This is a genomic window from Tardiphaga sp. 768_D3_N2_1, assembly GCF_052076105.1.
GTDB lineage: Bacteria > Pseudomonadota > Alphaproteobacteria > Rhizobiales > Xanthobacteraceae > Tardiphaga.
On record NZ_CP197245.1, the window covers coordinates 1,209,759 to 1,235,129 of the forward strand.

General features: G+C 63.4%; 20 protein-coding genes and 1 pseudogene. 13 read left to right on the forward strand and 8 right to left on the reverse strand.

The features are described from left to right. Nucleotides 1-95 precede the first annotated feature (95 nt). Together AB8A27_RS05605 and murC are read left to right on the forward strand one after the other, a co-directional pair. Nucleotides 96-1,268 carry an MFS transporter gene (locus AB8A27_RS05605; RefSeq protein ID WP_441241053.1) on the forward strand — a complete coding sequence of 391 codons (1,173 nt, stop codon included), beginning with the start codon at nt 96-98 and terminating at the stop codon, nt 1,266-1,268. 142 nt (nt 1,269-1,410) lie between these two features. After that, the gene (murC, locus tag AB8A27_RS05610; RefSeq protein ID WP_441241054.1) at nt 1,411-2,814 is read left to right on the forward strand and encodes a UDP-N-acetylmuramate--L-alanine ligase; all 1,404 of its coding nucleotides are present in this window, start codon (nt 1,411-1,413) and stop codon (nt 2,812-2,814) included. Between the two features lie 69 nt (nt 2,815-2,883). On the opposite strand, the gene AB8A27_RS05615 is transcribed toward murC, so the two are convergent. After that, nucleotides 2,884-3,219 carry a GIY-YIG nuclease family protein gene (locus AB8A27_RS05615; RefSeq protein WP_441241055.1) on the reverse strand — a complete coding sequence of 112 codons (336 nt, stop codon included), beginning with the start codon at nt 3,217-3,219 and terminating at the stop codon, nt 2,884-2,886. Between the two features lie 128 nt (nt 3,220-3,347). On the opposite strand from AB8A27_RS05615, the gene murB reads away from it, so the two are divergent. Further along, on the forward strand, nt 3,348-4,265 hold the full coding sequence (murB, locus tag AB8A27_RS05620) for a UDP-N-acetylmuramate dehydrogenase (protein ID WP_441241056.1): 918 nt from the start codon (nt 3,348-3,350) through the stop codon (nt 4,263-4,265). Nucleotides 4,266-4,334: 69 nt separating this feature from the next. Here murB and AB8A27_RS05625 read toward each other — a convergent pair whose 3' ends face one another. Further along, nucleotides 4,335-5,156, reverse strand: a complete 822-nt coding sequence (locus tag AB8A27_RS05625; protein WP_441241057.1) for a DUF4239 domain-containing protein — start codon at nt 5,154-5,156, stop codon at nt 4,335-4,337. A 135-nt stretch (nt 5,157-5,291) separates the two neighbouring features. Here AB8A27_RS05625 and AB8A27_RS05630 point away from each other — a divergent pair, with 135 nt between their 5' ends. From AB8A27_RS05630 to lpxC, 6 genes and pseudogenes are all read left to right on the forward strand, one after another. Then, nucleotides 5,292-6,299: a D-alanine--D-alanine ligase family protein gene (locus AB8A27_RS05630; RefSeq protein WP_441241058.1), complete on the forward strand. Its 1,008-nt coding sequence runs from the start codon at nt 5,292-5,294 to the stop codon at nt 6,297-6,299. A 217-nt stretch (nt 6,300-6,516) separates the two neighbouring features. Beyond that, nucleotides 6,517-6,623: pseudogene (locus AB8A27_RS05635) on the forward strand (D-alanine--D-alanine ligase); the annotation flags it as partial. Nucleotides 6,624-6,741: 118 nt separating this feature from the next. After that, nucleotides 6,742-7,746 carry a cell division protein FtsQ/DivIB gene (locus AB8A27_RS05640; RefSeq protein WP_441241059.1) on the forward strand — a complete coding sequence of 335 codons (1,005 nt, stop codon included), beginning with the start codon at nt 6,742-6,744 and terminating at the stop codon, nt 7,744-7,746. Further along, entirely contained in the window at nt 7,743-9,068 is a 1,326-nt protein-coding gene (gene ftsA / locus AB8A27_RS05645) for a cell division protein FtsA (protein WP_441241060.1), read from the forward strand. Before AB8A27_RS05640 ends, ftsA begins: the two co-directional genes overlap by 4 nt. 98 nt (nt 9,069-9,166) lie before the next feature. Beyond that, nucleotides 9,167-10,945 (forward strand): cell division protein FtsZ, encoded by a 1,779-nt coding sequence (ftsZ, locus tag AB8A27_RS05650; protein ID WP_441241061.1) that lies wholly within the window; start codon nt 9,167-9,169, stop codon nt 10,943-10,945. Nucleotides 10,946-11,289: 344 nt separating this feature from the next. Next, nucleotides 11,290-12,255: a UDP-3-O-acyl-N-acetylglucosamine deacetylase gene (lpxC, locus tag AB8A27_RS05655; protein WP_441241062.1), complete on the forward strand. Its 966-nt coding sequence runs from the start codon at nt 11,290-11,292 to the stop codon at nt 12,253-12,255. 76 nt (nt 12,256-12,331) lie between these two features. On the opposite strand, the gene AB8A27_RS05660 is transcribed toward lpxC, so the two are convergent. Both AB8A27_RS05660 and AB8A27_RS05665 read right to left on the reverse strand, forming a co-directional pair. After that, on the reverse strand, nt 12,332-12,496 hold the full coding sequence (locus AB8A27_RS05660; RefSeq protein WP_441241063.1) for a hypothetical protein: 165 nt from the start codon (nt 12,494-12,496) through the stop codon (nt 12,332-12,334). After that, complete coding sequence (locus AB8A27_RS05665) at nt 12,489-12,719, reverse strand: hypothetical protein (RefSeq protein ID WP_441241064.1); 231 nt, start codon at nt 12,717-12,719, stop codon at nt 12,489-12,491. The genes AB8A27_RS05660 and AB8A27_RS05665 overlap by 8 nt, the downstream gene beginning before the upstream one ends. Nucleotides 12,720-13,038: 319 nt before the next feature. Here AB8A27_RS05665 and AB8A27_RS05670 point away from each other — a divergent pair, with 319 nt between their 5' ends. The 3 genes from AB8A27_RS05670 (at nt 13,039) to ligA (ending at nt 17,957) form a co-directional block, all read left to right on the forward strand. Continuing rightward, a complete protein-coding gene (locus tag AB8A27_RS05670; RefSeq protein WP_441244835.1) occupies nt 13,039-13,935 on the forward strand; it encodes an outer membrane protein assembly factor BamD in 897 nt (298 codons plus the stop codon). A gap of 13 nt (nt 13,936-13,948) precedes the next feature. After that, a complete protein-coding gene (gene recN / locus AB8A27_RS05675) occupies nt 13,949-15,622 on the forward strand; it encodes a DNA repair protein RecN (protein WP_441241065.1) in 1,674 nt (557 codons plus the stop codon). A 184-nt stretch (nt 15,623-15,806) separates the two neighbouring features. After that, nucleotides 15,807-17,957 carry an NAD-dependent DNA ligase LigA gene (gene ligA, locus AB8A27_RS05680; RefSeq protein ID WP_441241066.1) on the forward strand — a complete coding sequence of 717 codons (2,151 nt, stop codon included), beginning with the start codon at nt 15,807-15,809 and terminating at the stop codon, nt 17,955-17,957. A 998-nt stretch (nt 17,958-18,955) separates the two neighbouring features. Here ligA and AB8A27_RS05685 read toward each other — a convergent pair. Both AB8A27_RS05685 and AB8A27_RS05690 read right to left on the reverse strand, forming a co-directional pair. Beyond that, the gene (locus AB8A27_RS05685) at nt 18,956-20,179 is read right to left on the reverse strand and encodes a multidrug effflux MFS transporter (RefSeq protein ID WP_441244836.1); all 1,224 of its coding nucleotides are present in this window, start codon (nt 20,177-20,179) and stop codon (nt 18,956-18,958) included. A gap of 78 nt (nt 20,180-20,257) precedes the next feature. Further along, entirely contained in the window at nt 20,258-22,096 is a 1,839-nt protein-coding gene (locus AB8A27_RS05690) for an aminopeptidase P family protein (protein WP_441241067.1), read from the reverse strand. Between the two features lie 87 nt (nt 22,097-22,183). Between AB8A27_RS05690 and AB8A27_RS05695 the strand changes: the two genes are divergently transcribed. After that, on the forward strand, nt 22,184-22,498 hold the full coding sequence (locus tag AB8A27_RS05695; RefSeq protein ID WP_441241068.1) for a hypothetical protein: 315 nt from the start codon (nt 22,184-22,186) through the stop codon (nt 22,496-22,498). A gap of 78 nt (nt 22,499-22,576) precedes the next feature. Here the strand turns inward: AB8A27_RS05695 and AB8A27_RS05700 are convergent, their stop codons facing one another. Next, entirely contained in the window at nt 22,577-23,467 is an 891-nt protein-coding gene (locus AB8A27_RS05700; protein ID WP_441241069.1) for a 50S ribosomal protein L11 methyltransferase, read from the reverse strand. Between the two features lie 202 nt (nt 23,468-23,669). Next, a complete protein-coding gene (locus tag AB8A27_RS05705; protein WP_441241070.1) occupies nt 23,670-25,271 on the reverse strand; it encodes a phytoene desaturase family protein in 1,602 nt (533 codons plus the stop codon). Nucleotides 25,272-25,371: the final 100 nt, after the last annotated feature.

The window sequence follows — 25,371 nt, forward strand, 5'->3', positions numbered from 1 at the left end:
ATATTGTGCCTTCGGCATGTCTATCTCATCAATTCCAGGAGGTCCACATCTCCCGTTGTCGGGCATCTGGCCCGTTTCACCCACGGGATAGGATCATGCCCCTCGCACTCTACGCGCTTACCGCCGGCGCCTTCGGAATCGGCGTCACCGAATTCGTCATCATGGGTCTCCTGATCGAGGTCGGCGGTGACCTCGGCGTGTCGATCCCGGCCGCGGGCCTGCTGATTTCCGGCTATGCGCTGGGTGTCGTGCTCGGCGCCCCGATCATGACCATCGCGACCAATCGATGGCCGCGCAAAACCGTGCTGCTGGTGCTGATGGGCATCTTCACGCTGGGCAATCTCGCTTGCGCTGTGGCGCCGGACTATTGGAGCCTGATGGCGGCGCGCGTGCTCACGGCTTTCGCGCATGGCACGTTCTTCGGTGTGGGCTCCGTGGTGGCGACGAGTCTTGTGCCCGAGAACAAGAAGGCATCGGCGATCTCCATCATGTTCGCGGGCCTGACGGTGGCGACCATTCTCGGTGTGCCGTTCGGCACGTGGCTCGGGCAGGGCTATGGCTGGCGCGCGACCTTCTACGCGGTGACGCTGGTGGGAATGGTTGCGATGGCTGCAGTGGCGCTGCTGGTCCCGCCGGTGAAAGCACCGGAAGAACACAGCAAGCTGTCCGAGGATCTCGCAGTGCTGGCGCGGCCCCAGGTGCTGCTCGGCCTGCTCACGACAATTCTGGGCTGGATCGGCATTTTCGCGCTGTTCACCTATGTCGCGCCAATCCTGACGAAGATTTCCGGCTTTTCCGATGCTGCCGTGTCGCCGATCCTGCTGGTGTTCGGCGCCGGCGCCATCGTCGGCAATCTCGCCGGTGGACGTCTTGCCGATCGCTGGCCGGCGGGGAGCGTGTTCGGAAGCCTCCTCGCTCTCGCCGTGACGCTCGCGCTGATCTCCTTCGCTGCGCATCATCAGGTCGCTGTCATCATCGCGATCGCGCTGCTTGGTGCCACGGCCTTCGCGACAGCCTCGCCGCTACAGATGGCGGTGCTGCGCCAGGCCCAGGGCGCCGGCCAGAGTCTCGCATCGAGCTTCAACATCGCCGCGTTCAATCTCGGCAATGCGATCGGCGCCTGGCTGGGTGGTGCGGTGATCGCCCATGGCGGCCTGAATGCGGTGCCATGGGTCGCCGCGCTGGCGCCGCTGGCCGGGGTCGTGGTGGCGCTCATTGCCAATCGCGCGGATCGCGCACAAGCGCCGGTTCCAGCTCCGGCGGAGTAGGCGCACACGGCGGATTCGGCTGATCCGCAAGCCAAATTTCCGTCTTTTTCGTCATGGCCGGGCTTGTCCCGGCCATCTGCGTCTGTTTGAAGGAGTCATCTGCCCGGCGCTGCGCCGGGCGTGGCGAGAGACGAGAATCCCCATGAGACTGCCGCGCGAGATCGGACCCATTCACTTTGTCGGTATCGGCGGCATCGGCATGAGCGGCATCGCCGAGGTGCTGTGCAATCTCGGCTACACCGTGCAGGGCTCGGACGCCTCCGAAAGCGCGAACGTCAACCGTCTGCGTGAAAAAGGCATCACCATTCATGTCGGCCACAAGGCCGATAACGTGTCGGGCGCCGACGTGCTCGTGGTCTCCACCGCGATCAAGCGCGACAATCCCGAATTGATGGCCGCGCGCGCGCAGCGCATTCCGGTCGTGCGCCGCGCCGAGATGCTCGCCGAGCTGATGCGGTTGAAGAGCTGCGTCGCCATAGCCGGCACCCATGGCAAGACCACGACGACCTCGATGGTTGCTGCGCTGCTCGATGCCGGCGAGCTCGATCCCACCGTCATCAATGGCGGCATCATCAATGCCTATGGCACCAATGCGCGGCTCGGCGCTGGCGAGTGGATGGTCGTCGAAGCCGACGAGAGCGATGGCACCTTCCTGAAGCTGCCGGCGGATGTCGCCATTGTCACCAATGTGGACCCCGAACATCTCGATCACTTCAAGACCTTCGATGCCGTGCAGGACGCGTTCCGCAGCTTCGTCGAGAATGTGCCGTTCTACGGCTTCGCCGTGATGTGCATCGATCACCCCGTGGTGCAGAGCATCGTCGGCAAGATCGAGGATCGCCGCATCATCACCTACGGACAGAACCCGCAGGCCGATGCACGCCTCGTCGATCTGAAGCCCGCCAATGGCGGCTCAAGCTTCAAGGTCGCGTTCCGCGATCGCAAGGCCGGCACCTCGCATGAGATCGACAACCTGTTGCTGCCGATGCCGGGTCGTCACAACGCACTCAATGCCACGGCTGCGATTGCCGTCGCGCATGAACTCGGCATGTCCGATGAGGCCATTCGCAAGGCCATTGCCGGCTTCGGCGGCGTCAAGCGCCGCTTCACCAAGACCGGCGAATGGAACGGCGTCACCATCATCGACGATTACGGTCATCACCCCGTGGAAATTTCCGCCGTGCTGCGCGCCGCGCGCGAAAGCACCGCAGGCAAGGTGATCGCCGTGGTGCAGCCGCATCGCTACACGCGCCTGCAATCGCTGTTCGAGGAATTCTGCACCTGCTTCAACGACGCCGACACCGTGATCGTTGCCGATGTCTACGCCGCCGGCGAAGCGCCGATCGAGGGCATCGACCGCGACAATTTCGTGCTCGGCCTGCGCGCCCACGGCCATCGCGAGGTGATCCCGCTGCAGGAGTCGGCAGCGCTGGCCGGGCTCGTCGCGGGCGTCGCGAAGTCAGGCGACACGGTCGTCTGCCTCGGTGCGGGCAACATCACGCAATGGGCCTATGCGCTGCCGGGCGAATTGAAGGCGCTGGGGTAGGGATTGTTGGCGAGCCACACGCAGCAGGAGAGACCGTCATGGCCGGGCTTGTCCCGGCCATCCACGTCTTCACTGCGTGATGATCGGATAAAGATCGTCCCAGTTCGGATTGTCGATCATGACCCGTCGCACCTTCCATGCCCGCGGCCAGTGCTTGATATTGTGCTCGCGCTGGATGGCGTCACGAATGTCTTCGAAGCGCTCGAAATACACCAGCCGCTTCAAGCCGTGTTGCCTGGTGAATCCGTCGACGAAACCGCTGCGGTGTTCGTAGACACGGCGTACGAGGTCGCTTGTGACGCCGACATACAGGATGCCGTTCGGCCGGTTGGTCATGAAGTACACGTAACCGCCTGCCATGGTGAGAGCCCGCAAGACGTGGATGGCCGGGACAAGCCCGGCCATGACGGAGTTATGATTGCATCCTACCAGAATTTCGTCAGGCTAAGCAGTTATGATAGCACGCTAGTCTCTCCCCCGTCATGGCCGGGCTTGTCCCGGCCATCCACGCCTTTTGTTTTTGCAGCAACACCATGACCTTCCCCGACATCACCCCCGATCTCACATCCGCGATGCCGAAGCTCCGCGGGCGTCTGCTTGCGAATGAATCCCTCGCGCCGCTGACATGGTTTCGCGTCGGTGGTCCCGCGCAGGTGTTGTTCACGCCGGCCGATGAGGACGATCTCGCTTACTTCCTGTTGAAGCTGCCCGGTGACATTCCCGTCACCGTCGTCGGCGTCGGCTCCAATCTCATCGTGCGCGATGGTGGCATTGCAGGCGTCGTCATTCGGCTGAGCCCGCGCGGCTTCGGCGCAACATCGGCCGAAGGCGATATCGTCAGTGCCGGTACCGCCGCACTCGACAAGCGCGTGGCGGAGACGGCAGCAGCGGCTGGTATCGGCGGGCTCGAATTCTATTTCGGCATTCCCGGCTCCATCGGCGGTGCGCTGCGGATGAATGCCGGGGCCAATGGCGACGAGACCAAGGATGTGCTGATCGAGGCCACAGGCATCGGCCGCGATGGCACGAAGCATGTGTTCGACAATGCCGGCATGCAATTCGTCTATCGCAATTCCGGCGTCTCACCGTCGATCATTTTCACGTCGGCAAAGTTTCGCGGAACGATCGCCGATTCCGCCGCGATCCGCGCGCGAATGGAAGACGTGCAGACGCATCGCGAGACGGCGCAGCCGATCCGCGAAAAGACCGGCGGCTCGACGTTCAAGAACCCGCCGGGACATTCCGCCTGGAAGCTGGTCGATGCCGCAGGCTGCCGCGGCCTGCGCGTCGGCGGCGCGCAGGTGTCGGAGATGCACTGCAATTTCCTGATCAATACCGGCGATGCCACGGCGAGCGATATCGAAACACTCGGCGAGACCGTGCGTGCGCGTGTGCTGGCGCAGTCGGGCATCGACCTGCATTGGGAAATCAAGCGGATCGGAAACGTTTAGCTGTCATTCCGGGGCGAGCGCAGCGTCAGCGCGCACCCCTTGAACGACAGCCTGTTGCATCCGCGAGAATTATTTGCCGGGTGGTGTCGGCAGCGCGGGCAATGCCGAATTCGGTCCGCTGTCGCTGAGCGTCAGCAATCGTTCCAGCGGCGCCGGCGATACCCGGAATGCGCCTTCGAACGGATGTTCCTGCAGCGCGATCAGGCCGAGCGCGACAATGGCGCCGCTGCCGAACACCGACAATGCCAGCAGCATCGCGCGCGGTTTTCCGAGATGCACGAGGCACAATGCGAGCTGCGTGATCAGTCCCAGCAACAGCACCGACGTCCATTTCAGATCATTGGTGTGATCGGTCGACAGGCTCAGCCGGTCGTTGCGCGCGGTGCCGGCGCGGACGGTTGCAGCCAGCAGAGCGGCGTGGACCGTGCCGCTCGCATCGCGCGTGATCGTGGGATCGCTGATCTCGCGCAGCAGGTCGTCATAGGCCGCGCGCGTGCGCGGCGATCGTTCGCCATTGAGCATCGCCGGCCACTCTTCGTTCACTTCCGATGCGATGAAAGCCTTCAGCGCGATTCGGATTGCGGCCATGTCGGATGCCGATGCCACGCTCAACGCATGGACGTTGCGGAGTTCGCCGGCTTCGGTCTGTACGGCACGCACCGCCTGGCGGTTGCGGTCGCCGACATCGTTGGCGAGAAAGCCGGTCAACAGACCGAACAGGATCGCCACCGACGAGAAGAACGGCGCGACCACGCCGTCGAACGGTTTCAGTCGCCTCGCCAGCCAGGGCATTGAGGTCAGCCCCACAAGCACCACCGCTGCCCCGTAATACAGCAGCGCCAATGTCGCGAAGGTGCCGAAAGTGTTCAGTTCGAGCCAGGCTCTGATCATCAGGCGTCAATTCCATTGGACTGCAGGCCGGGCTCGCGCAACGGGCCCTGACAGGGCATTATATGACTCGTATGACGTGATGCTATTGCCTTGTCGGCAGCGGCGCGATTCGCGGATGGGTTCGGAGACGACACGATGACAGAGCAGGCGAGACCTCAGCGGATCACCATCATGTTCGGTGGCCTGAACAAGGAGCGTCTGGTGTCGGTGGCGTCAGCACAGGCGCTGCATAGCGCGCTGCCCGATGCTGATCTGTGGTTCTGGGATGCCGATGACCGCGTCTACGAGACGTCGGGTACGGCGCTGCTCGCGCATGCGCGGCCTTTCGAGGATCCTTTCAAGCCCGGCGGCAAGAGCATCGGCGTGCTGACGCAGGCGCTCGACAAGGCGCAAGCCGAGAACCGTGTGCTTGTACTCGGCATGCATGGCGGCGCTGCGGAGAATGGTGAGCTGCAGGTGATGTGCGAGCTGCGCGGCATTCCGTTCACAGGTTCCGGCTCGGCATCATCCAATCTGTCATTCGACAAGGTCGGCGCCAAGCGTTTCGCAGCACTCGCAGGCGTGCCCATCGCGGCGGGCGTCGCATTGAACGACATGGAAGCGGCACTCGCCGAATACGGCAAGCTGATCGCCAAGCCCGCGCGTGATGGCTCCAGCTACGGCCTGATATTCGTCAATGCGAAGCAGGATCTCGTTGCTGTGCGCAACGCTGCGAAGACCGAGGACTATGTCATCGAGCCGTTCGTTGCCGGTGTCGAGGCCACCTGCGCCGTGCTCGAACAGGCCGATGGCTCGCTGATCGCATTGCCGCCGATCGAGATCATCCCGGCCGATGGCGGTTTCGATTACGAGGCGAAGTATCTCGCCAAGTCGACGCAGGAGATCTGCCCCGGGCGTTTCACGCCGGAGGTTGCGGCAGCGATCATGGATTTCGCGGTCAAGGCGCATCGGGCGATGTCGTGCCGCGGCTATTCGCGGTCGGACTTCATCGTGTCGGCCAAAGGCCCAATCTATCTCGAGACCAACACGCTCCCGGGTCTGACCAAAGCCTCGCTCTATCCCAAGGCGCTGAACGCGCAGGGGATCTCGTTCGTGGATTTTCTGAATGGCCAGATTGATCTGGCGGTTAGGCGCGTGACGTAAGCCGTAGGATGGGTAGAGCGAAGCGAAACCCATCATCCCGTCACAAGCATTGATGGGTTTCGCTTAGGCGCGGCGCGCCTGCGCTCTACCCATCCTACGTGCGCGTTAATTCCGGCAACCCGGCGATGCCGGCCATAAAGGCGCCGCAGTTCCATCAGGCCCGCGCGCCACACCTCGGCTAAAGTCTTCCACAGCCGTATCAAATCGCGCCCTGCGCGCATCCCCTTTACACTTTGTTTACCAGGAAGGCCGAAGGTTAACGCTGGCGGCGCGTGTTGCGCTTGGCTGCCGAGGCGTGAGCTTTGCGGGGATTCCGTGACGACGCGTATCGATGGAAAAACGGTCTTTTTCAAAGGCTTGAATCCATTCCGGCAGGACCGAGACGTCACTCGCGCCTTAAGTCCCGCGCCAATGCGGACGTAACCTGTGACGAGCTCGTGGTATGGATGGTGGAGGACGCCTCTCTCGGTCGGTGCGACCCTTGAGGCCCCAAGCTGATCTGAAAATGGCTGCCCTTGGGGCAGGCATTCTGCTGCGAGAGCAGCTGAGCCCGCTCGCCCGCTTCTGGGCCCGTTTCCGGGCCGCCAAGCCTGTCATTCGCGAACAGAGCACCAACCGCTTCATCGCAACGCTTGAGCGCCACGTGCCGCGCCGCGTCGGCATTGCCGCAACCGTGTTGATGCTGGCCGGCAGCGTTGCGTTCGGCGTGGTCAAGGGCGGCCATGTCGATGAAGTCGTCGCCGCTTTCCAGGATACGCGCAATGCTGCGGCGAACGCCGCGGGCTTCCGCATTGCTTCCGTCATTCTCAACGGGCGCAAGCAGCTGACCCAGGACGAGATCCTGGCCATTGGCGGCGTCAATGGTCGCTCGTCGCTGTTTTTCCTCGATGCTGCGGTTGTCCGCGACAAGCTCAAGGCCAATCCGTGGATCGCTGACGCCAATGTGCTGAAGCTGTATCCGGATCGCCTGCAGATCGATGTCACCGAGCGCACCGCGTTCGCGCTGTGGCAGGAGGACGGTCGTCTCTCGGTGATCTCCGATGACGGAGCCGTTCTCGAAAACTACGTGTCGCGCCGCTTCATGTCGCTGCCGCTGGTGGTGGGCAAGGGCGCAGACAGCCGCGCCAAGGATTTCCTGGCGCTGCTCGACCGTTACCCGCAGGTCCGCTCGGTCACCAAGGCGGCGATCTTCGTCGGCGAGCGCCGCTGGAATCTCCGCCTGAAGGATGGCCTCGACATTCGCCTTCCGGAAAACGACGTCGGCAATGCGCTGGCGATGCTGAGCAAGCTCGACAAGGAAGACCGCCTGTTCTCGCGCGACATCGTCGCCATCGACATGCGGCTGTCGGATCGGCTGACCGTACGGCTGTCGGAAGACGCTGCGAAGGCGCGCGAAGATCTGTTCAAGGCACAAGACAAGTCCAAGAAGAAGGCTGGCGCGGCATGACCGGTCTCGATCGCAACCAGGCGCCGAAGACGCGTCAGATGGCGGCCAACCGCACCGCGCTGGTGGCGTCGCTGGACGTCGGCACCAGCAAGATCGCCTGCATGATCGCGCGTCTGCGCCCATCCGCGCCGAACGAAGCCCTGCGCGGCCGCAGCCATGCGGTCGAGCTGATCGGCTACAGCCAGATCCAGTCGCGCGGCGTGAAGTCGGGTGCGATCGTCGATATGGGCGAGGCCGAGCAGGCCGTCCGTCAGGCAGTGGCGCTGGCCGAACGTATGGCCAAGGTTCGCGTCGAATCCGTGCTGCTGTCGGTGTCGGCCGGTCGCCTGCAGGGCCAACTGATTGAAGCGTCAGCCGATATCAAGGGCGGCGCCGTCGCAGTCTCCGATATCGCACGTGTCACCTCGACCGGCATGCGCCACGCGACGCCGCCGGGCCGCACGGTGCTCCATGCATTGCCGGTCGGCTACTCGCTCGATGGCGTGAAGGGCATTCGCGATCCCAAGGGCATGGTCGCCTCGCAGTTCGGCGTCGATATGAATGTCGTCACTGCGGACGCCACGGTCGCGCGCAACCTGATGCTGGTCGTCGAGCGCTGCCATCTCAATGTCGAAGCCATGGCTGCGGCACCTTATGTCGCAGGTCTCTCTGTTCTCACCGATGACGAGACCGATCTCGGCGCTGCCGTCGTCGAGATGGGCGCGGGTACGACAACGATCGCGACCTATTCCGGCGGACGCTTCGTGCATGCGTCGGGATTTGCGGTCGGCGGGCAACATATCACCATGGATCTTGCGCGCGGACTCGGTGCTTGCATCGCGGATGCCGAGCGAATCAAGACGTTATATGGCACGGTGCTGACGGGTGGCTCCGATGCGCGCGAACTGATGAACGTGCCGACGGCTGGTGATAACGATCGCGATTTTCCGCAGGTCGTATCCCGCGCCACGATAGCGAACATCGTGCGTCAGCGTGCCGAGGAGATTTTTGAGATGGTCAGGGACCGGCTGGCGGATTCGCCCTTCGCTGCAGAACCGCGCGCACGCGTGGTGCTGTCAGGCGGCGCGTCGCAGCTCACGGGCCTTGCCGAACTCGGCAGCCAGATTCTCGGACGGTCCGTTCGCATTGCACGACCACTCGGTTTCGGCCGGCTGCCCAACGAAGCCAAGAGCGCTTCGTTCGCGGTGCCGTCAGGTCTCTTGGTCTATCCGCAATTCGCTCATCTTGAACATGTCGAACCGCGGCATACGCGGCAGCTCAAGACAGGGACCAGTGACGGTTATTTCGGAAAGGTCGGACGATGGCTTCGCGAGGGCTTCTGATGAAATTTTTCCGGCCAATGTTCTTTTCATATCCGACGCCATCAGCCACCGGCTGCTGGCACGACCACACAACGCGCGCGTAATCGAGAGGCAACCTCATGACCATCAATCTCAACGTTCCTGATATCAGCGAGCTGAAGCCCCGTATTACCGTGTTCGGTGTCGGTGGCGCTGGCGGCAACGCCGTCAACAACATGATCACCGCCGGTTTGCAGGGCGTCGATTTCGTCGTCGCCAACACCGACGCGCAGGCCCTGACCATGTCGAAGGCCCAGCGCATCGTGCAGATGGGCACGCAGGTCACCCAGGGCCTCGGCGCCGGTTCGCAGCCGGATGTCGGCGCGGCCGCAGCCCAGGAAGTGATCGACGAGATCCGTGATCACCTCACGGGTGCCAACATGGTGTTCGTCACCGCCGGCATGGGCGGCGGCACCGGCACCGGTGCAGCACCTGTCATCGCCAAGACCGCGCGCGACATGGGCATCCTCACCGTCGGCGTGATCACCAAGCCGTTCCACTTCGAAGGCCAGCGCCGCATGCGCACGGCCGAAACCGGCATTGCCGAGCTGCACAAGGTCGTCGACACCCTCCTGATCATCCCGAACCAGAATCTGTTCCGGGTTGCCAACGAGAAGACCACCTTCGCCGACGCCTTCGCGATGGCCGACCAGGTTCTCTACTCGGGCGTTGCCTGCATCACCGACCTGATGGTCAAGGAAGGCCTCATCAACCTCGACTTCGCCGACGTGCGCGCAGTCATGAAGGAGATGGGCAAGGCGATGATGGGCACCGGCGAAGCCACCGGTGAGAAGCGCGCGCTGACCGCGGCGGAAGCTGCGATCGCCAATCCGCTGATCGACGATAGCTCGATGAAGGGCGCCCGCGGCCTGCTGATCTCGATCACCGGCGGCAAGGACCTGACCCTGTTCGAAGTCGACGAAGCCGCGACCCGTATCCGCGAGGAAGTCGATGCCGACGCCAACATCATCGTCGGCGCCACCTTCGACGAGAGCCTCGACGGTGTGATCCGCGTGTCGGTCGTCGCCACCGGCATCGAGCAGGCTGCACTGGCCCGCAATTCCTCGGCTCCGGTCACCACCGTGACTTCGGCCGTGGCAGCTCCCGCTGGCAACGGCGCTCCGGATGCACGCCTGGCCGATCTGACCGCGCGTCTCCGCGCCGACAACCAGCGTCTCGCTGCCGCAGCGGCTGCCAAGGCTGCCGGCGCTCCGGCGCCCGCTGCCGCGCCCCGCGCGCCGGCGACCAACCACGAGCGTGCCGCGCTCGCCGCCATCGCCGCTGCTGTGGCTCCGGAAGCCGCTGCTCCGGCCGCACCGCAGCAATATGGCGATGTGACCGTGCGCCCGATCGCACAGAAGCCCTCGCTGTTCCCGGAAGCTCCGCGTCAGGAAGCCCCGGTCGAGGCGCCGCTTCCCGAGCAGTTCATTCCGCCGTCGGCTGAACGCGCCCCGATGCGCGCTCCGCGGATGCCGAAATTCGAGGAACTGCCGATGCCGGCCCAGAACGAGATCCGTCAGGCCCGCGGCGATTCGGAAGACGAACCGCAGAAGCAGCGCTTGTCGCTGTTGCAGCGCCTGGCCAATGTCGGTCTCGGCCGCCGCGACGAGGAAACGGAAGCCCCGGTCTCCGGTCGCCCGTCGGCCCCGCCGATGGCTCCGATGCCGCCGCTGCCCGAGCGTAAGCCACAGCGCAGCGTCGCCCAGCAGATGGGCAACGAGCCTCCGGTGTCCGAATACGCCCGCCGTCCGGCGCCGCAGGGTCTTGATTCCCACGGGCGTCCGGCACCTGTTGCGCCGGCGCCACAGGGCGACGATCATTTGGATATCCCGGCCTTCCTGCGCCGCCAGACGAGCTGATCGCTTGTAACAATCGTGACGGTTGAGAAAGCCCCGGTCATCAGACCGGGGCTTTTTTGTAGGCATGGCGCAAAAGCCGCCAAACCGCGTTAACCTATTGATGGTAATTTGTTAATTTAAGCGTGCGTCACTGTTTGGATGGCGCGGCGGTGCGCTGGCCGCTAGAAACCTTGGTTAACCGCCGGCCAGAATGCGGCAGAGATAGGGTAACAATCGGTTAGAAAGCGTGAGTTGGCGCACTTTGTGGCAAGGGTTAATGTGACTGCGACTCGGGGACTTGGAAGGCCGTGAGGTCGATCAAGAGGGTCCCTCTCATGATGAGAGGTTACTTGGGTGGGTACCATATGACTTTCAGCCGACAGACCACGCTTGGATCGCAAGCCACCGTTACCGGTGTAGGCGTCCATTCCGGAAAGCCTGTCAGCCTCACGCTTGGACCTGCGCCCGTCGATGCAGGTTATATTTTTGTTCGCACCGGTCTTGAAGGTGCTGATCGCGAAATCCAGGCCTCCGCCAAATCCGTCATCGCCACCGAATTTGCCACCGTGCTCGGTGATCGTGAAGGCCCGATCGTTTCCACCGCCGAACATGTTCTCGCTGCGCTGCGCGGCATGGGCATCGACAACGCCACGATCGAAGTCGATGGACCGGAAGTGCCGATCATGGACGGCTCCGCAGCCGCCTTCGTCGCCGCCATCGATCAGGCCGGCATCGTGGAGCAGGGCGCCCGCCGCCGCTTCATTCAGGTTCTCAAACCGGTGCAGGTTGCCATCGGTGACTCCTTCGGCGAAATCCGCCCCCACGCTGCTGGGTTCCGCGCCGAAGTCGAAATCAGCTTCGCCAATCCGATGATTGGCCGCCAGAGCTACGTGCTCGATCTCAATCCCGAATCCTTCCGCCGCGATATCGCCCGTGCACGTACCTTCGGTTGCATGAACGACGTGGCCCGCCTCTGGAGCGCCGGTTTCGCGCTAGGCGCGTCCTTCGAGAATTCCGTCGTGTTCGACGATGACAAGCTGCTCAACACCGAAGGCCTGCGCTACAGCGATGAATGCGCCCGCCACAAGGTGCTGGACGCCGTCGGCGATCTCGCGCTGGCCGGCCTGCCGATCCTCGGCGCCTACCGCTCGGTGCGCGGCGGCCACAAGCTCAACAATGCCGTGCTCTGCGCCCTGATGGCTGACCGTTCCGCCTGGAAGATCGTCGAAGCCGACGCCATTCCGGCCCGCCGCGGCCGCGCCACCGCCGATGTCACCTCGGGCATGCTTGGCGGCATGATCGCGCCGGCTTTCGGCCCGGACGTTTCCTGAAGCAAGCGCTTCACTGAGTTAAATCAAAAACTGTACGCGCGCTGGCGTAGCGAACCAGGGGAATGCCCGGGTTCGACTATTTGTGCTGCGGCGATGCCTTGAGCCCTTTTGCGGGCAGAGGGGCCGTCTTGGATGCGGGATATTTGCGCATGATCCGGCGGTAGCTGAGCCACGATGTGATCGCGACCATCGCAGCAAACAGGACCGGCGCAGCGTATGGCAGTATGTCAGAGCTACTCATCGAGTCCTCCGAGAAACAGTTGCCCCAGCAAATGTAGGCTCAGCGAGAGCCCTCCGCAAAGGATAACGAGGCCCCAGATCGATTCGGTGTCCTGCAACTCCGGGCCGATCCGATAGTATCTTGAAAGAATTGGAACCAGAACACCGGTGCCTCCCAACGTCACCGATGCCGCGTTGCACCAGTTGGCGATCAGCTTGAGGGTTTCGTTTTTGACCACGCTCATAGATCAGGCGCCTGTGGATGTTCTTCCAGAGGTAAACTAGATCACGAATTACCCGTTTGGCGAGAGTTCAGGTGTTTGCCGTATTGCTGAAGCGAATGTCATTTGTTGCCGGGACACCCCCGGTAACCATAACCATCTGTACAACCGCCACTTTCGCCTTAATCCGGGCGAAATGGCTCCGTATCCGGTTGGTTAACGGATGTCATTCGGGTAGATAGAGCACGCGGTCGCCAAGCGAAGCAGCGGGCGCGTATCCGGTTGGTCCGTGATTGTGCGCGTACCGCGCAGACACCGCATGAAGGCGTCAGGTCTCAGATATATGTCGGCACAGCGCATTACGCTCGAATCCAGTGGTTCTCTGTTCACCCGTTTCGGCCGCCAGGCGCGGCTCGCTGCGGGCCTCATCGTGCTGGCCGTGCCGCTGAGCGGCTGCGGCACCGGCGCGATCTGGGACAAGTTCGGCGCCAAGGACGACACCTTCGTCGAGGAGCCCGCCGACAAGCTCTACAATGAGGGCTTGTACCTCATGAACCAGAACAAGGATCCGAAGGCCGCCGCGAAGAAATTCGAGGAAGTCGATCGTCAGCATCCGTATTCGGAATGGGCGCGCAAGTCGCTGCTGATGTCGGCCTATGCGGCTTACGAATCGGCCGATTACGACACCTGCATTGGCTCGGCGACGCGCTATGTGACGCTGCATCCCGGCAGCCCGGATGCGGCCTATGCGCAGTATCTGATCGCCGCCTCGCATTACGACCAGATCCCGGACATCTCGCGCGATCAGGGCCGTACCGAAAAGGCGATGGCTGCGCTCGAGGAAGTGGTCCGCAAATATCCGACCTCGGAATATGCGACGTCAGCGAAGAAGAAGCTGGAAGGCGCACGCGACCAGATCGCCGGCAAGGAAATGGAAATCGGCCGCTACAATCTCGAAAAGCGCAACTACACCGGCGCCATCAACCGCTTCAAGACCGTCGTCACGCAGTATCAGACCACGCGTCACGTCGAGGAAGCCCTGATGCGCCTGACCGAGGCCTATATGGCGATCGGCGTGGTCGGCGAGGCACAGACCGCCGCCGCCGTGCTTGGCCACAACTTTCCTGACAGCAAGTGGTACAAAGACGCCTACAATCTTGTAAAGTCGGGCGGTCTCGAGCCGAGCGAGAACAAGGGGTCTTACCTGAGCAAGGCCTTCAAGCGATTTGGCCTCGGTTAGGAACTGACCTCCCATGCTGGCCCGTCTGTCGATCCGTGACATTGTCCTGATCGAACGGCTCGATATCGAGTTTTCCCGCGGCCTTGCAGTGCTGACCGGTGAAACCGGCGCCGGCAAATCCATTCTTCTCGATGCTTTCGCGCTGGCCCTCGGCGGCCGCGGCGATGCCGGCCTCGTGCGCCACGGCGTCGAACAGGGCCAGGTCACGGCTGTGTTCGATCTCGCCAAGGGCCATCCGGCGCTGGCGATTCTCAAGGACAACGGTTTCGACGACGATTCGGGCGAGATGATTCTGCGCCGCGTGCAGCTCGCCGACGGCCGGACCCGTGCCTTCATCAACGATCAGGCGATCTCGGTGCAGACCATGAAGGCGGTCGGCGCGGCTTTGGTCGAAATCCATGGCCAGCATGACGAGCGCGCCCTCGTGGACGCGGCCACCCATCGCCGACTGCTCGATGCCTTTGCCGGGCTGGAAAAGGACGTCACCGCGCTGGAGACGCTCTGGGAGACCCGCAAGACCGCCTATGCGGCGCTGGAGACCCATCGCGCCAATATGGAGCGCGCTGCCCGCGACGCCGATTATCTGCGCCATGCCGCGGATGAGCTGAAGAAGCTCAACCCGAAGGATGGCGAGGAGACCAAGCTTGCCGAACGCCGCACCGGCATGATGCAGGGCGAGAAGATCGCGGCGGATTTGCGCGAGGCTCAGGAAGCCGTGTCGGGACCGCATGCACCGATCTCGTCGCTGGCTGCCGCCGTGCGCCGGCTGGAGCGCCGCGCCGGTTCGTCTCCGTCGCTGGTCGAGCCCGCGGTGAAGGCGATCGACGTCGCCATCAACGCGCTGGAAGAAGCCGATCAGCATCTCACTGCCGCGCTGATCGCCGCCGATTTTGATCCTGCCGAACTCGAGCGCATCGAGGAACGGCTGTTCGCGCTGCGCGGCGCCGCGCGGAAATATTCGACGCCGGTCGACGGCCTCGCTGCGCTGGCCGCGAAATACTTTGCCGATGTCGCCACCATCGATGCCGGCGCGGGACAGCTCGGCAAGCTGGAAAAGGCTGCCGCGGAGGCGGACAGCAAATACGCGGCTGCCGCGGCGAAGCTCTCGGCCGCGCGCATCAAGTCCGCCGAGAAGCTCAACAAGGCTGTCATCGCCGAGCTCGGCCCGCTGAAGCTGGAGCGTGCGAAGTTCATCACCCAGGTCGACAGCGATGCGGCCACGCCCGGCCCACAGGGCATCGACCGCGTCGAGTTCTGGGTGCAGACCAATCCCGGCACCCGCCCGGGTCCGATGATGAAGGTCGCCTCCGGCGGCGAACTCTCGCGCTTCCTGCTGGCGCTGAAAGTGGTGCTGTCCGACAAGGGCTCGGCACCCACTTTGGTGTTCGACGAAATCGACACCGGTGTCGGTGGCGCGGTGGCCGACGCCATCGGCGCGCGGCTCGGCCGCCTGGCCGGCAAGGTGCAGGTGATGGCCGTGACCCATGCCCCGCAGGTCGCCGCCCGCGCCGACCAGCATCTGCTGATCTCCAAGGACGCCCTCGACAAGGGCAAGCGCGTCGCCACCCGCGTTAACACGCTGGCCGAGGATCACCGCCGCGAGGAAATCGCGCGCATGCTCGCCGGCGCGGAGATCACCGCCGAAGCGCGGGCCGCAGCGGAGCGGTTGCTCAAGGGCGCGGCGTAGAGCCAAGCTCTCGTCGTCCCCGCGAAGGCGGGGACCCATAACCTCCGCCGTCCTAAAAGGAACTGGTCGCCTCCACAGCGCTTAAACAATCCGCTAGCGTGTATGGGTCCCCGCCTTCGCGGGGACGACACCTGAGATGTTGTCGCGGCTTTTCTCCCGCAGCTCTTCATCGTATTCATTGGCGATGGCCAAGACACCCAAAACTCCCCCCGACATCTCCACGCTCACGAAGCCCAAGGCCAAGATCGAGCTGATGCGGCTGTCGCTGGAGATGGAGGCGCATAACAGGCGCTATTATCAGGATGACGCGCCGACGGTGTCGGATGCGGAGTATGACGCGCTGCGGCGCCGGGTCGAACAAATCGAGGCGAAGTTTCCCGATCTCGTCACCGGCGCGTCGCCGACGCAGACGGTGGGGGCTGCGCCCGCGCGCGGCTTCGCCAAGGTTCAGCACGCCGTGCCGATGCTCTCATTGGGCAATGCATTCAGCGACGAGGAAGTCACCGAATTCGTGACCCGCATCCAGCGCTTCCTCAAGCTCGACGAAATCCCCGCCATCGTTGCCGAGCCGAAGATCGACGGACTGTCGCTGTCGCTGCGCTACGAGAATGGCGAGTTGATCCGCGCCGCAACCCGCGGCGATGGCGCGACTGGCGAGGACGTCACCGCCAATGTCCGCACCATCAAGGACATTCCAGCGACGCTGAAGGGCAAGCACATCCCGGCGGCCTGCGAATTGCGCGGCGAAGTCTATATGCTGAAGAGCGACTTCCTCGCGCTCAACAAGAAGCAGGAAGAGGCCGGAGACACCGTCTTCGCCAATCCCCGCAATTCCGCCGCCGGTTCATTGCGCCAGAAGGACGTGGCGATCACCGCATCGCGGCCGCTGAAATTCTTCGCCTATGCCTGGGGCGAGATGTCGGACTATCCGATGGCGGAGCCGACCCAGCACGCGATGATCGCGTGGCTGGACAAGGCCGGTTTCACCGTCAATCCCGAGATCACGTTGTGCAAGAGCGTCGACGATGCGCTCGCCTTCTATCGCCGCATCGGCGAGGTCCGCGCCAAGCTCGGTTACGATATCGACGGTGTCGTCTACAAGGTCGACCGTATCGATTGGCAGGCACGGCTCGGTTTCGCCGGCCGCGCGCCGCGCTGGGCCATCGCGCATAAATTCGCGGCCGAACAGGCGACCACGGTGCTGGAGAAAATCGACATTCAGGTCGGCCGCACTGGCGCATTGACGCCCGTGGCGCGGCTGACGCCGATCACCGTCGGCGGCGTCGTGGTGTCGAACGCCACGCTGCACAATGCGGATTATATCAAAGGCATCGGCAATGACGGCCAGCCGCTGCGCGACGGCGTCGATATCCGCGAAGGCGACACGGTGATCGTGCAGCGTGCCGGCGACGTCATCCCGCAGGTCGTCAATGTCGTCCTCGACAAGCGCCCGAAGAGCGCAAAGCCGTATGAGTTTCCCACCAAATGTCCGGTCTGCGGCAGCCATGCGATCCGCGAGAATGACGAAGTCGTCACGCGTTGCACCGGCGCGCTGGTCTGTCCGGCGCAGGCGGTCGAGAAGCTCAAGCATTTCGTCTCGCGGCTGGCCTTCGACATCGATGGCCTCGGCGACAAGCAGATCCAGGAATTTTACGACGAGGGGATCATCATGCATCCCGTCGATATCTTCACGCTGCAAAAGCGCGACGAGCGCGCCAACAAGAAGCTGCGCGACCGCGAGGGCTATGGCGAGACCTCGGTGCGTAATCTCTTTGCGGCCATCGACATCAGACGCAAGATCGAACTCAATCGCCTGATCTTCGCCCTCGGCATCCGCCACATCGGTGAGGGAAATGCCAAGCTGCTGGCGCGGCATTACGGTTCGTTCGCTGGGTTTCGCGAGGCGATGCTCGCGGCTGCTGCGGGGCAGGGTGCGGAAGGCAATACGTCAGAGGCCTATGCGGATCTCAACAGCATCGACGGTGTCGGCGAGATCGTGGCCGATGCGGTGGTCGAGTTCTTCGTCGAGAAGCGCAATGTGAAGGCGCTCGATGAGCTGCTCGGCGAGATCGAGGTGCTCGATGTCGCACAGGCCAAGACCGATACGCCGGTCGCCGGCAAGACCGTGGTGTTCACGGGTTCGCTGACCAAGTTCACGCGCGACGAAGCGAAGGCCGGTGCGGAACGTCTCGGCGCCAAGGTCGCGGGCTCGGTCTCGAAGAAGACCGACTATGTGGTGGCCGGCGAGGACGCCGGTTCGAAACTCACCAAGGCACGCGAGCTCGGCGTTGCAGTGCTCACGGAAGATGAGTGGCTGGCGCTGATCGGGGGGTAGGGGCGGTTGGGCTCTGACATTCCGGGGCGCATCAATGGGCGCATCTGAGGGTGAGGGCGCGATGACCTCTCCGTTGTCATCCTCGCGCAGGCGGGGATCCATACACACCGAGGAGATAGCGGAAGCGTTTTAGTCGCGACGCCACTGTCTCAACTTCCTGCTCGGAGGTTATGGGTCCCCGCCTGCGCGGGGACGACAGCTGAGAGAGATATAAACATTTTTTCCTATCTCCCGTTGACAATACACCTGTAAGGTTTATATTCCCGGTCGTCCTGCCCCACCGAGAGGGGCGAGCGCGATCGTCACGTTCGCGGGGTGGGATGCGGTGGACGCCGGAGATGCGGCGTTACGCGGTTCATGGGTGACGTCTGTCTTCGGGCAGGACGGATCTGCGCCAGCACTGCCACTGGCAAGGACACGGCCGGCCTTGAGACGGAAAGATCCCTGGACAGTGTGACGGACGACCAAATCGAAATGCGTCCGGCCCAAGTGCTTGAGGCTCCCTTCCCATCGCCTTGGGACTTTAATTCGGTGATCGGATCGTTCGCTGAGGCAAAGTGCAAGCAAGTCGAAAAAACACCGCAGGCGGAACGCTGGGCACTTGCTCGTGATTCCGAAAGTCCTGATGCACTCTCACTTGCGGAAGACCGCATTCGCATCAGGCCCAAGGGTGCAACGGGCACCCGGCGTTCCGCACGCCCTCTTTCAGGAGGGTGGGAATGCACAGACGACGGCGCCCCCGCGCCGCTAACAACAGGGGCGATGACGCATGTCTGGAGAGCAGTGGCTGTTTGACAGTTGAATCGGAAATCGCGTGACGCACGCACCAAAACAAAACGCCGTCATGCCCGGCGAATGCCGGGTATCCACGCCTTGGCCACATACGAAGGAAGACGTGGATGGCCGGGACAAGCCCGGCCATGACGCGGTGATGGACCTGAGAGCATCGCGAAGCTCGCTCCGCGCCATCCGGCCATGACGTGGAGAGAAAAGCCCGGCTACAACAACCCGCTCTCTTCGCCTTCGGCCTGCTCGATCAGTTCTTCCGTCACCACGGTCTTGCGACGTGGGACCAGGAAGATCATCGCGGCGGCGCAGCCGCAGGACAGCACCACGAGTGCAATATTGAGCGGCACCGGCGTCGCGAAATGGCCGCCGAGCCAGGCGCCGAATTGCGAACACAGCGAGCCCAGGCCCATCTGCAGGAAGCCCATCATGCCCGACGCCGTGCCTGCGGCCTGCGGCCGCATGCTCAGCGCACCCGCGGCGCCGTTCGACATCACGAAGGCATTGCCGAACATCACGATCATATGGGTGAGGAACAGCCAGGCCGGATTCTGGTTCAGCCCGGTGAGGCCCCAGACCACATTGAGCAGCGCACCCCCGAATTGCAGCGCGAGGCCGAACCAGATCAGTTGTTCGATGGTCCGGCGCGGCGCGAAGCGCACGCAGGCGAGATTGCCGACGAGATAGGCGAGACCCGACGTCGCGAACCATGCGCCATATTCGGCCGATGTCCGGCCCATCTGCGTGACCACCACATAGGGGCCGCCGCCGGCAAAGGTGAAGATGATCCAGGAGGCCACGACGTAACAGAGGAGATAGCCGATGAAAGTCCGGCTGCGCAGCAGCACTTTGGAGTCGGCGATGAAGCCGCCGCCGCTCACGTCACTGGCCGCACGCCGCCTCGTTTCCGGCAGGAAAAATGCGATCGCCAGCGTGACGACAACAGAGGATGCGGTGACCACATAGAAGATCGCGCGCCAGCCGAAGCCGGTTTCCAGGAGACCACCGGCCAGCGGGCTCAGCATCTGCGCGATCATCATCACGGCGATGACGAGGCTGATCATCGCGCCGACACGCTCGCGCGGATAGAGATCCCTGATGATGGCGCGGCTCATCACCATGCCCGTCGCGCCGCCGAGCGCCTGGAAGAACCGCGCCGCGATCAGTTGCGGCAGCGTGAATGCGAAGCTCGAGCCGATACCGGCGATCACCATCAGGCCGAGACCGGCAAGTAGCACAGGTCTTCGGCCGAATTTATCGGACAATGGCCCCATGATGAGCTGCGAGAAGGCGAGGCCGACCATATAGAGCGACACGGTCATCTGCGCGATGGAGATGTCGGCGCCGAAGGTGCGGGCGAGTTCGGGCAGCGCCGGCACCAGCATATAGAGCGAGATCGGCGCGATGCCGGTCATCACCACCAGCAACAGCAGCATCACCCGCGATGTGGAGAGGTCGACGGCGTCGACTTTGGGAAGAGGCGGGCTGTAATTCACGTGGTGGCTGTTCTCTCGCTATTGCGGCTGAACCAGCGGTTCTGTCGCCGCTTCGAGCCAGACCCGTGTTGCTTCATCGTCAAGCAGCGGCATCACCTCGCGGCGGACGCGGGCGTGATAGTCGTTGATCCATTTCAGCTCGCGCTTGCTGATGCGATGGACATTGATCAACCGGCGATCGATCGGCGCCAGCGTCAGCGTCTCGAACTCATTCATCGGCTGCTCGGCGCCCTCGATATGGGCCTCGACCACCAGTTCGAGATTCTCGATGCGAATGCCGAAACCGTCGGTCTTGTAGTAGCCGGGCTCGTTGGAGAGGATCATGCCGCGCTTGAGCGGCGTGGTGCCGAGCTTGGAGATCCGCGCCGGGCCTTCATGGACCGACAGATAGCTGCCGACGCCGTGTCCGGTGCCATGGGCGAAATCGAGCCCGGCATGCCAGAGGAACTGCCGCGCCAGCGTATCGAGCTGTGCGCCGGTGGTGCCATCAGGAAATGCCGCGCGCGCAATGGCGATATGGCCGCGCAGCACGCGGGTGAAGCGGTCGCGCATCTCGTCGGTCGGCTCACCAATCGCAATGGTGCGGGTGACGTCGGTGGTGCCGTCTTCATATTGCGCGCCGGAATCGATCAGCAGCAGATCGCCCGGCGCGATGCGGCGGTTGGTCTTGCGGGTGACGCGGTAATGCACGATGGCGCCGTTCGGCCCGGTGCCGGCGATCGTGGGAAACGAGACATCCTTCAGCGCGCCGGTCTGGCGACGGAAAGTCTCCAGCGCCTCGACGGTGTCGATTTCAGTGAGCTTGCCTTTCGGTGCCTCGCGGTCGATCCAGGCGAGAAAGCGCGCCAGTGCCACAGCGTCGCGGCGATGCGCGGTCTGCGTGCCTTTGATCTCGACGGGATTCTTCACGGCCTTGAGCAGTGCGACGGGATCGGCACCGCGAACGGGCTTGCCGCCCGCGGCTGTGATCAGCCGGCTCAGTGCATCGGCGGCGGTGGCATTGTCGAGTGCGATCGAAGCACCGGAGGCGGCGAGATCGCTCAGCGCCGATGTCAGCGCATCCGACTCCTGCACATCGGCCGAGACTTCCAGATGGTTGCGCGCGCTGTTGGAGAGCTTGCGGTGATCGATGAACACCTGCGGCCGGCCGTGTTTCGGCACCAGCGCATAGGACAGCGGCAACGGCGTATGCGAGACATCCGCGCCACGGATGTTGAAGGTCCAGGCGACCGCATGGGAATCCGACAGCACCAGCGCATCGACGCGCAGGCGCTCCATCTCGGCGCGGATCTGGGCAAGCTTGTCGGCCTCGGAGACGCCAGCGAATTCGAGGCCATGGATCGATACTGCGCCGAGCGGCGGCGCCGGGCGCTCGGTCCAGACCTGGTCGAGTGGATTGCTGTCGACCGCGACGAGTTCGGCGCCGGCCTTGGCGCAGGCGGCCGCCAGCCGTTCGGCTGCCGCAGAAGTGTGCAGCCATGGGTCAAATCCGAGGCGATCTTCGGGCTTCAGCTGGTCGGCGAGCCAGCTCTCCGGCGGCGGCTCGACCAGCGACTGGATGCTCCACGCATTCACATCGACTTGTTTGGCCGCCTGAAGCGTATAGCGGCCATCGACGAAGACAGCGGCCTCCTGCAGCAGCACCACGGCCATGCCGGCCGAGCCGGTAAAGCCGGTGAGCCAGGCGAGGCGCTCGTCGGAGGGCGGTACATATTCGTTCTGCTGCTGATCGGCGCGGGGAATCACGAAGCCTGTCAGTTTCCGGCGCAGCAATTCCTCGCGAAACGCGGCCAGCCGCGCAGTCAGCGCCACGCCGCTTTCGGGCTCTTCAAACGTCTGGAAATGGGCTTCGAACATCGCGGGATCATCCTATGGGTGCGCTGTCAGGCCTGCAATCGAGGGGCAGGGTTGCGCAGATCTGGCACAAGTTATGCTTGAAATCTGATGGTTGTGTTCAACCGGATGGAACAATTTCACCCGGCTTGTGTTGTCGGCGCGATGCTTGGCCATCCAGAGTGTCTCAACTCAACGAAGAGGGGATACACAATGCCTGCTTTTACGTTCGAGAAAATTTCGCCACCGGCCACGCATGGCCATTCCCAGCCGACCCAGCTTCAATCAACTCAAGTCCCGCCCAATCAGCCACATCGCAGCGGCATCATCCAGATTCTGGGCCGTTTCGTCGAAGCCCGCGTGACGCGCGCCGAGCGACTGGAAAATGCAGTGCTTCGTCGCCGCGACGTGCCGCCTCCGAAGTAGCAAACCCGCCCGTCAGCTTTGGCCAGATAGCCCGTCGTTATTCCGGAGTTCGGAAAATAACGATGACAGAGTGGCGTATCAGTCTGCGCGCTGCATCAGCAGGCTGCTCCAGCCTTCGATGATCTGATGCTTACGCAGCACCAGCCCGCGGGCGCGATAGGCGACGATCACGCTCGTCGCCTGATGCGGCAACAGGCCCGACAGGATCACCATTCCATTGCGCGTGAGATGCCGGCTCATGTCGGTCGACATCGCGCGCAGCGGATTGGCCAGAATATTCGCGAGGATCAGGTCGAACGGAGCGCGATCGCCAAAGGCCGGCGAGGAAAAGCCCGTTGCGCAAACAGTATCGACGAGATTGCCGACGCCGTTGAGCCGCATATTCTCGCGCGCCACCTTCACAGACATCGGGTCGATATCGGTCGCCAGCACGCGGCGCTTGGTCGCCTTCGCAGCGGCGATGGCCAGCACGCCTGTGCCGGTACCCAGATCGAGCATCCGTTTCGGCGCCTTCGCGCGCAGCACGTAATCGAGATAGACGAGGCAGCCGCGCGTGGTGCCGTGATGGCCGGTGCCGAAAGCGAGCGCGGCTTCGATCTCGATGCCCAGCTGATTGGGGCGCACCTTGTCGCGGTCGTGGCTGCCGTGAACGATGAAACGCCCGGCACGCACGGGAACGAGGCCTTCGAGGCTCTCCTTGACCCAGTCCTTGGCCTCGATGCTGTCGAACACGATGCTCGCCGCGACGGTGTCGTCCGAGGCGAGGCTGACGAGGTCGCGGATCGACGCCTCGTCCGGCGGGTCCGCGAAATGAACGGTGACGTCCCAGCGGCCCTCGGGGCTCTCGAATGCAGCGATTGCGGCCTGGCCTTCCTCGAAACTCTCGGTGAGGAGGTCGACGATGCGCTTGGCGCTGAATTCGTCGCCGACGGCAAAGGTGGCGCGGCTGGTTCCTTGGGGAGCGGTCATCGGGGTCCGGTGGCGTCGTGAACAGGGTCTGCACAAGCTAATGCGCGCTTGGTACAGGGTTTATACCTGCGGGGATACAGGGGCGATACAGCGGTTGCGCACAGGGTTATGAGCCGATTATACCGCCGTTCTCCCGAGCTTCCGCACAGGCTTGTTCAGGATGCATCCACAGCTTGTGCACAGGCTTATCCACAGGATGTTCTCAGCCGAACAGCGCCCGGTGGTCCCTGAGGATCGCCTTGGCCGCATTGTGGCCGGGCGCGCCGGTCACGCCGCCGCCGGGATGCGCGCCCGAGCCGCAGTGATAGAGGCCCTTCAGCGGTCCGCGGTAATCCGCATGGCCGAGCATCGGCCGCGCCGAGAACAACTGGTTCAGGCTGAGCGCGCCGTGGAAGATGTCGCCGCCGAGCAGGCCGAAGTCGCGTTCGAGATCGAGTGGCGACAGCGCCTGCCGGCCGATCACGCTGGCGGCAAAGCCGGGCGCGTAGTCGTCGACGGTCTTGATCATCAGGTCTGCGACTTCGTTGCGATGGTCATCCCACGATGCGCCGTTCGGGAGTGTCGGCGCAACATGCTGGCAAAACAAACTGGCGACGTGCTGGCCCGGCGGGCTGAGGCTGTCATCCAGCGTCGAGGGGATCAGCACCTCGACGATGGGCTTCCGGCTCCAGCCGTGCTGCTTCGCATCGAGCCAGGCGCGATCCATGTAGTCGAGACTCGGCGCGATGATGATGCCGGCGGAGAGATGATCGCCGTTGCCGGGCAGCGCGGTGAATGAGGGCAGGGCGTTCAGCGCGACATTCATGCGGAATGTGCCGGAGCCGTTGCGCCAGTTGCGGATGCGATCGAGGAACGGCTTCGGTAGCGCATCCGCTGGCATCAGCCGTGTATACAGCAGCTTCGGATTGACGTTGGAGGCAACATATTTCGCGCGGACGCTCTCGCCATTGTCGAGGATAACGCCGACGACCTTGTCGTTCTCTACGAGCACTTCGCGCACGCCGTTGTCGAGTTCGATCTGTACGCCGTGCGAGCGTGCCGCAGCGGCCATGGCCTGCGTGATCGCGCCCATGCCGCCGATGGCATGACCCCAGACGCCTTTCTTGCCGTTCACCTCGCCAAAGGCGTGATGCAGCATCACGTAAGCCGAGCCGGCGGCATAGGGGCTCGCATAGTTGCCGACCACGGCATCGAAGCCAAACAGCGCCTTGACCAGATCATGCTCGAAAACGTCGTCAAGCATTTCGCCGGCGGAGCAGGTGAACAGATCGAGCAAGACGCGCTGCTGCTCGATGGTCAGTGCGTTGAGAATCCTGGCGGTGCCGAGCGCATTGATGGCTTCGCTGATCGCGCTGAGACCGAAGCCTTGCACGATGTTCGGCGGCGAACGCAGTACGAAGTCCCTGAGCACATCGGCGATGACTTCGAGCTCATGCGAGAACGCACCGATCCGCTCGGCATCGCGCGCGTTGAGCTTGGCAACCGACTGTTGTGTGCGGCCTTCGCCTGTGAGGAGATAGCTGCCGTCCGGGGCGGGAATGAAATTCTGCGCCTTGCGCTCGACGATCCGCAGGCCGTGTTCGGCCAGCTTCAGATCGGAAGCGATCTGCGGGTTGAGCAGGCTGACGGTGTAGGCCGCGACCGAATTGCGGAAGCCGGGGTGAAACTCCTGCGTCACCGCGGCGCCGCCAACCACGGAACGCCGTTCGACCACCTTCACGCGTAATCCGCTCATGGCGAGATAGGCCGCGCAAGTGAGGCCGTTATGGCCGGCGCCGATGATCAAAACGTCGGTGTCTGACATGTCCGCTTCAACAAAGCCTGCTAGAGCGTTTTCGCGCGAGGCGGCGACCGGTTCGCATAAGAAAACGCGTCACACGAAAATAGGGCCCTCTTTATCGAAG

Bases quoted from the DNA above. Each gene is read 5' to 3' on its own strand.
- AB8A27_RS05615 (WP_441241055.1), bottom strand. From the start codon at position 3,219: ATGGCCGGGCTTGTCCCGGCCATCCACGTCTTGCGGGCTCTCACCATG.
- AB8A27_RS05685 (WP_441244836.1), bottom strand. From the start codon at position 20,179: ATGCTGCTGTTGCTGGTGGTGATGACCGGCATCGCGCCGATCTCGCTC.
- ftsZ (WP_441241061.1), top strand. From the start codon at position 9,167: ATGACCATCAATCTCAACGTTCCTGATATCAGCGAGCTGAAGCCCCGT.
- AB8A27_RS05670 (WP_441244835.1), top strand. From the start codon at position 13,039: ATGTCGGCACAGCGCATTACGCTCGAATCCAGTGGTTCTCTGTTCACC.
- lpxC (WP_441241062.1), top strand. From the start codon at position 11,290: ATGACTTTCAGCCGACAGACCACGCTTGGATCGCAAGCCACCGTTACC.
- AB8A27_RS05665 (WP_441241064.1), bottom strand. From the start codon at position 12,719: ATGAGCGTGGTCAAAAACGAAACCCTCAAGCTGATCGCCAACTGGTGC.
- AB8A27_RS05640 (WP_441241059.1), top strand. From the start codon at position 6,742: ATGGATGGTGGAGGACGCCTCTCTCGGTCGGTGCGACCCTTGAGGCCC.
- AB8A27_RS05605 (WP_441241053.1), top strand. From the start codon at position 96: ATGCCCCTCGCACTCTACGCGCTTACCGCCGGCGCCTTCGGAATCGGC.
- murB (WP_441241056.1), top strand. From the start codon at position 3,348: ATGACCTTCCCCGACATCACCCCCGATCTCACATCCGCGATGCCGAAG.
- recN (WP_441241065.1), top strand. From the start codon at position 13,949: ATGCTGGCCCGTCTGTCGATCCGTGACATTGTCCTGATCGAACGGCTC.
- AB8A27_RS05625 (WP_441241057.1), bottom strand. From the start codon at position 5,156: ATGATCAGAGCCTGGCTCGAACTGAACACTTTCGGCACCTTCGCGACA.
- murC (WP_441241054.1), top strand. From the start codon at position 1,411: ATGAGACTGCCGCGCGAGATCGGACCCATTCACTTTGTCGGTATCGGC.
- ligA (WP_441241066.1), top strand. From the start codon at position 15,807: ATGGCCAAGACACCCAAAACTCCCCCCGACATCTCCACGCTCACGAAG.
- AB8A27_RS05705 (WP_441241070.1), bottom strand. From the start codon at position 25,271: ATGTCAGACACCGACGTTTTGATCATCGGCGCCGGCCATAACGGCCTC.
- AB8A27_RS05695 (WP_441241068.1), top strand. From the start codon at position 22,184: ATGGTTGTGTTCAACCGGATGGAACAATTTCACCCGGCTTGTGTTGTC.
- ftsA (WP_441241060.1), top strand. From the start codon at position 7,743: ATGACCGGTCTCGATCGCAACCAGGCGCCGAAGACGCGTCAGATGGCG.
- AB8A27_RS05700 (WP_441241069.1), bottom strand. From the start codon at position 23,467: ATGACCGCTCCCCAAGGAACCAGCCGCGCCACCTTTGCCGTCGGCGAC.
- AB8A27_RS05630 (WP_441241058.1), top strand. From the start codon at position 5,292: ATGACAGAGCAGGCGAGACCTCAGCGGATCACCATCATGTTCGGTGGC.
- AB8A27_RS05690 (WP_441241067.1), bottom strand. From the start codon at position 22,096: ATGTTCGAAGCCCATTTCCAGACGTTTGAAGAGCCCGAAAGCGGCGTG.
- AB8A27_RS05660 (WP_441241063.1), bottom strand. From the start codon at position 12,496: ATGAGTAGCTCTGACATACTGCCATACGCTGCGCCGGTCCTGTTTGCT.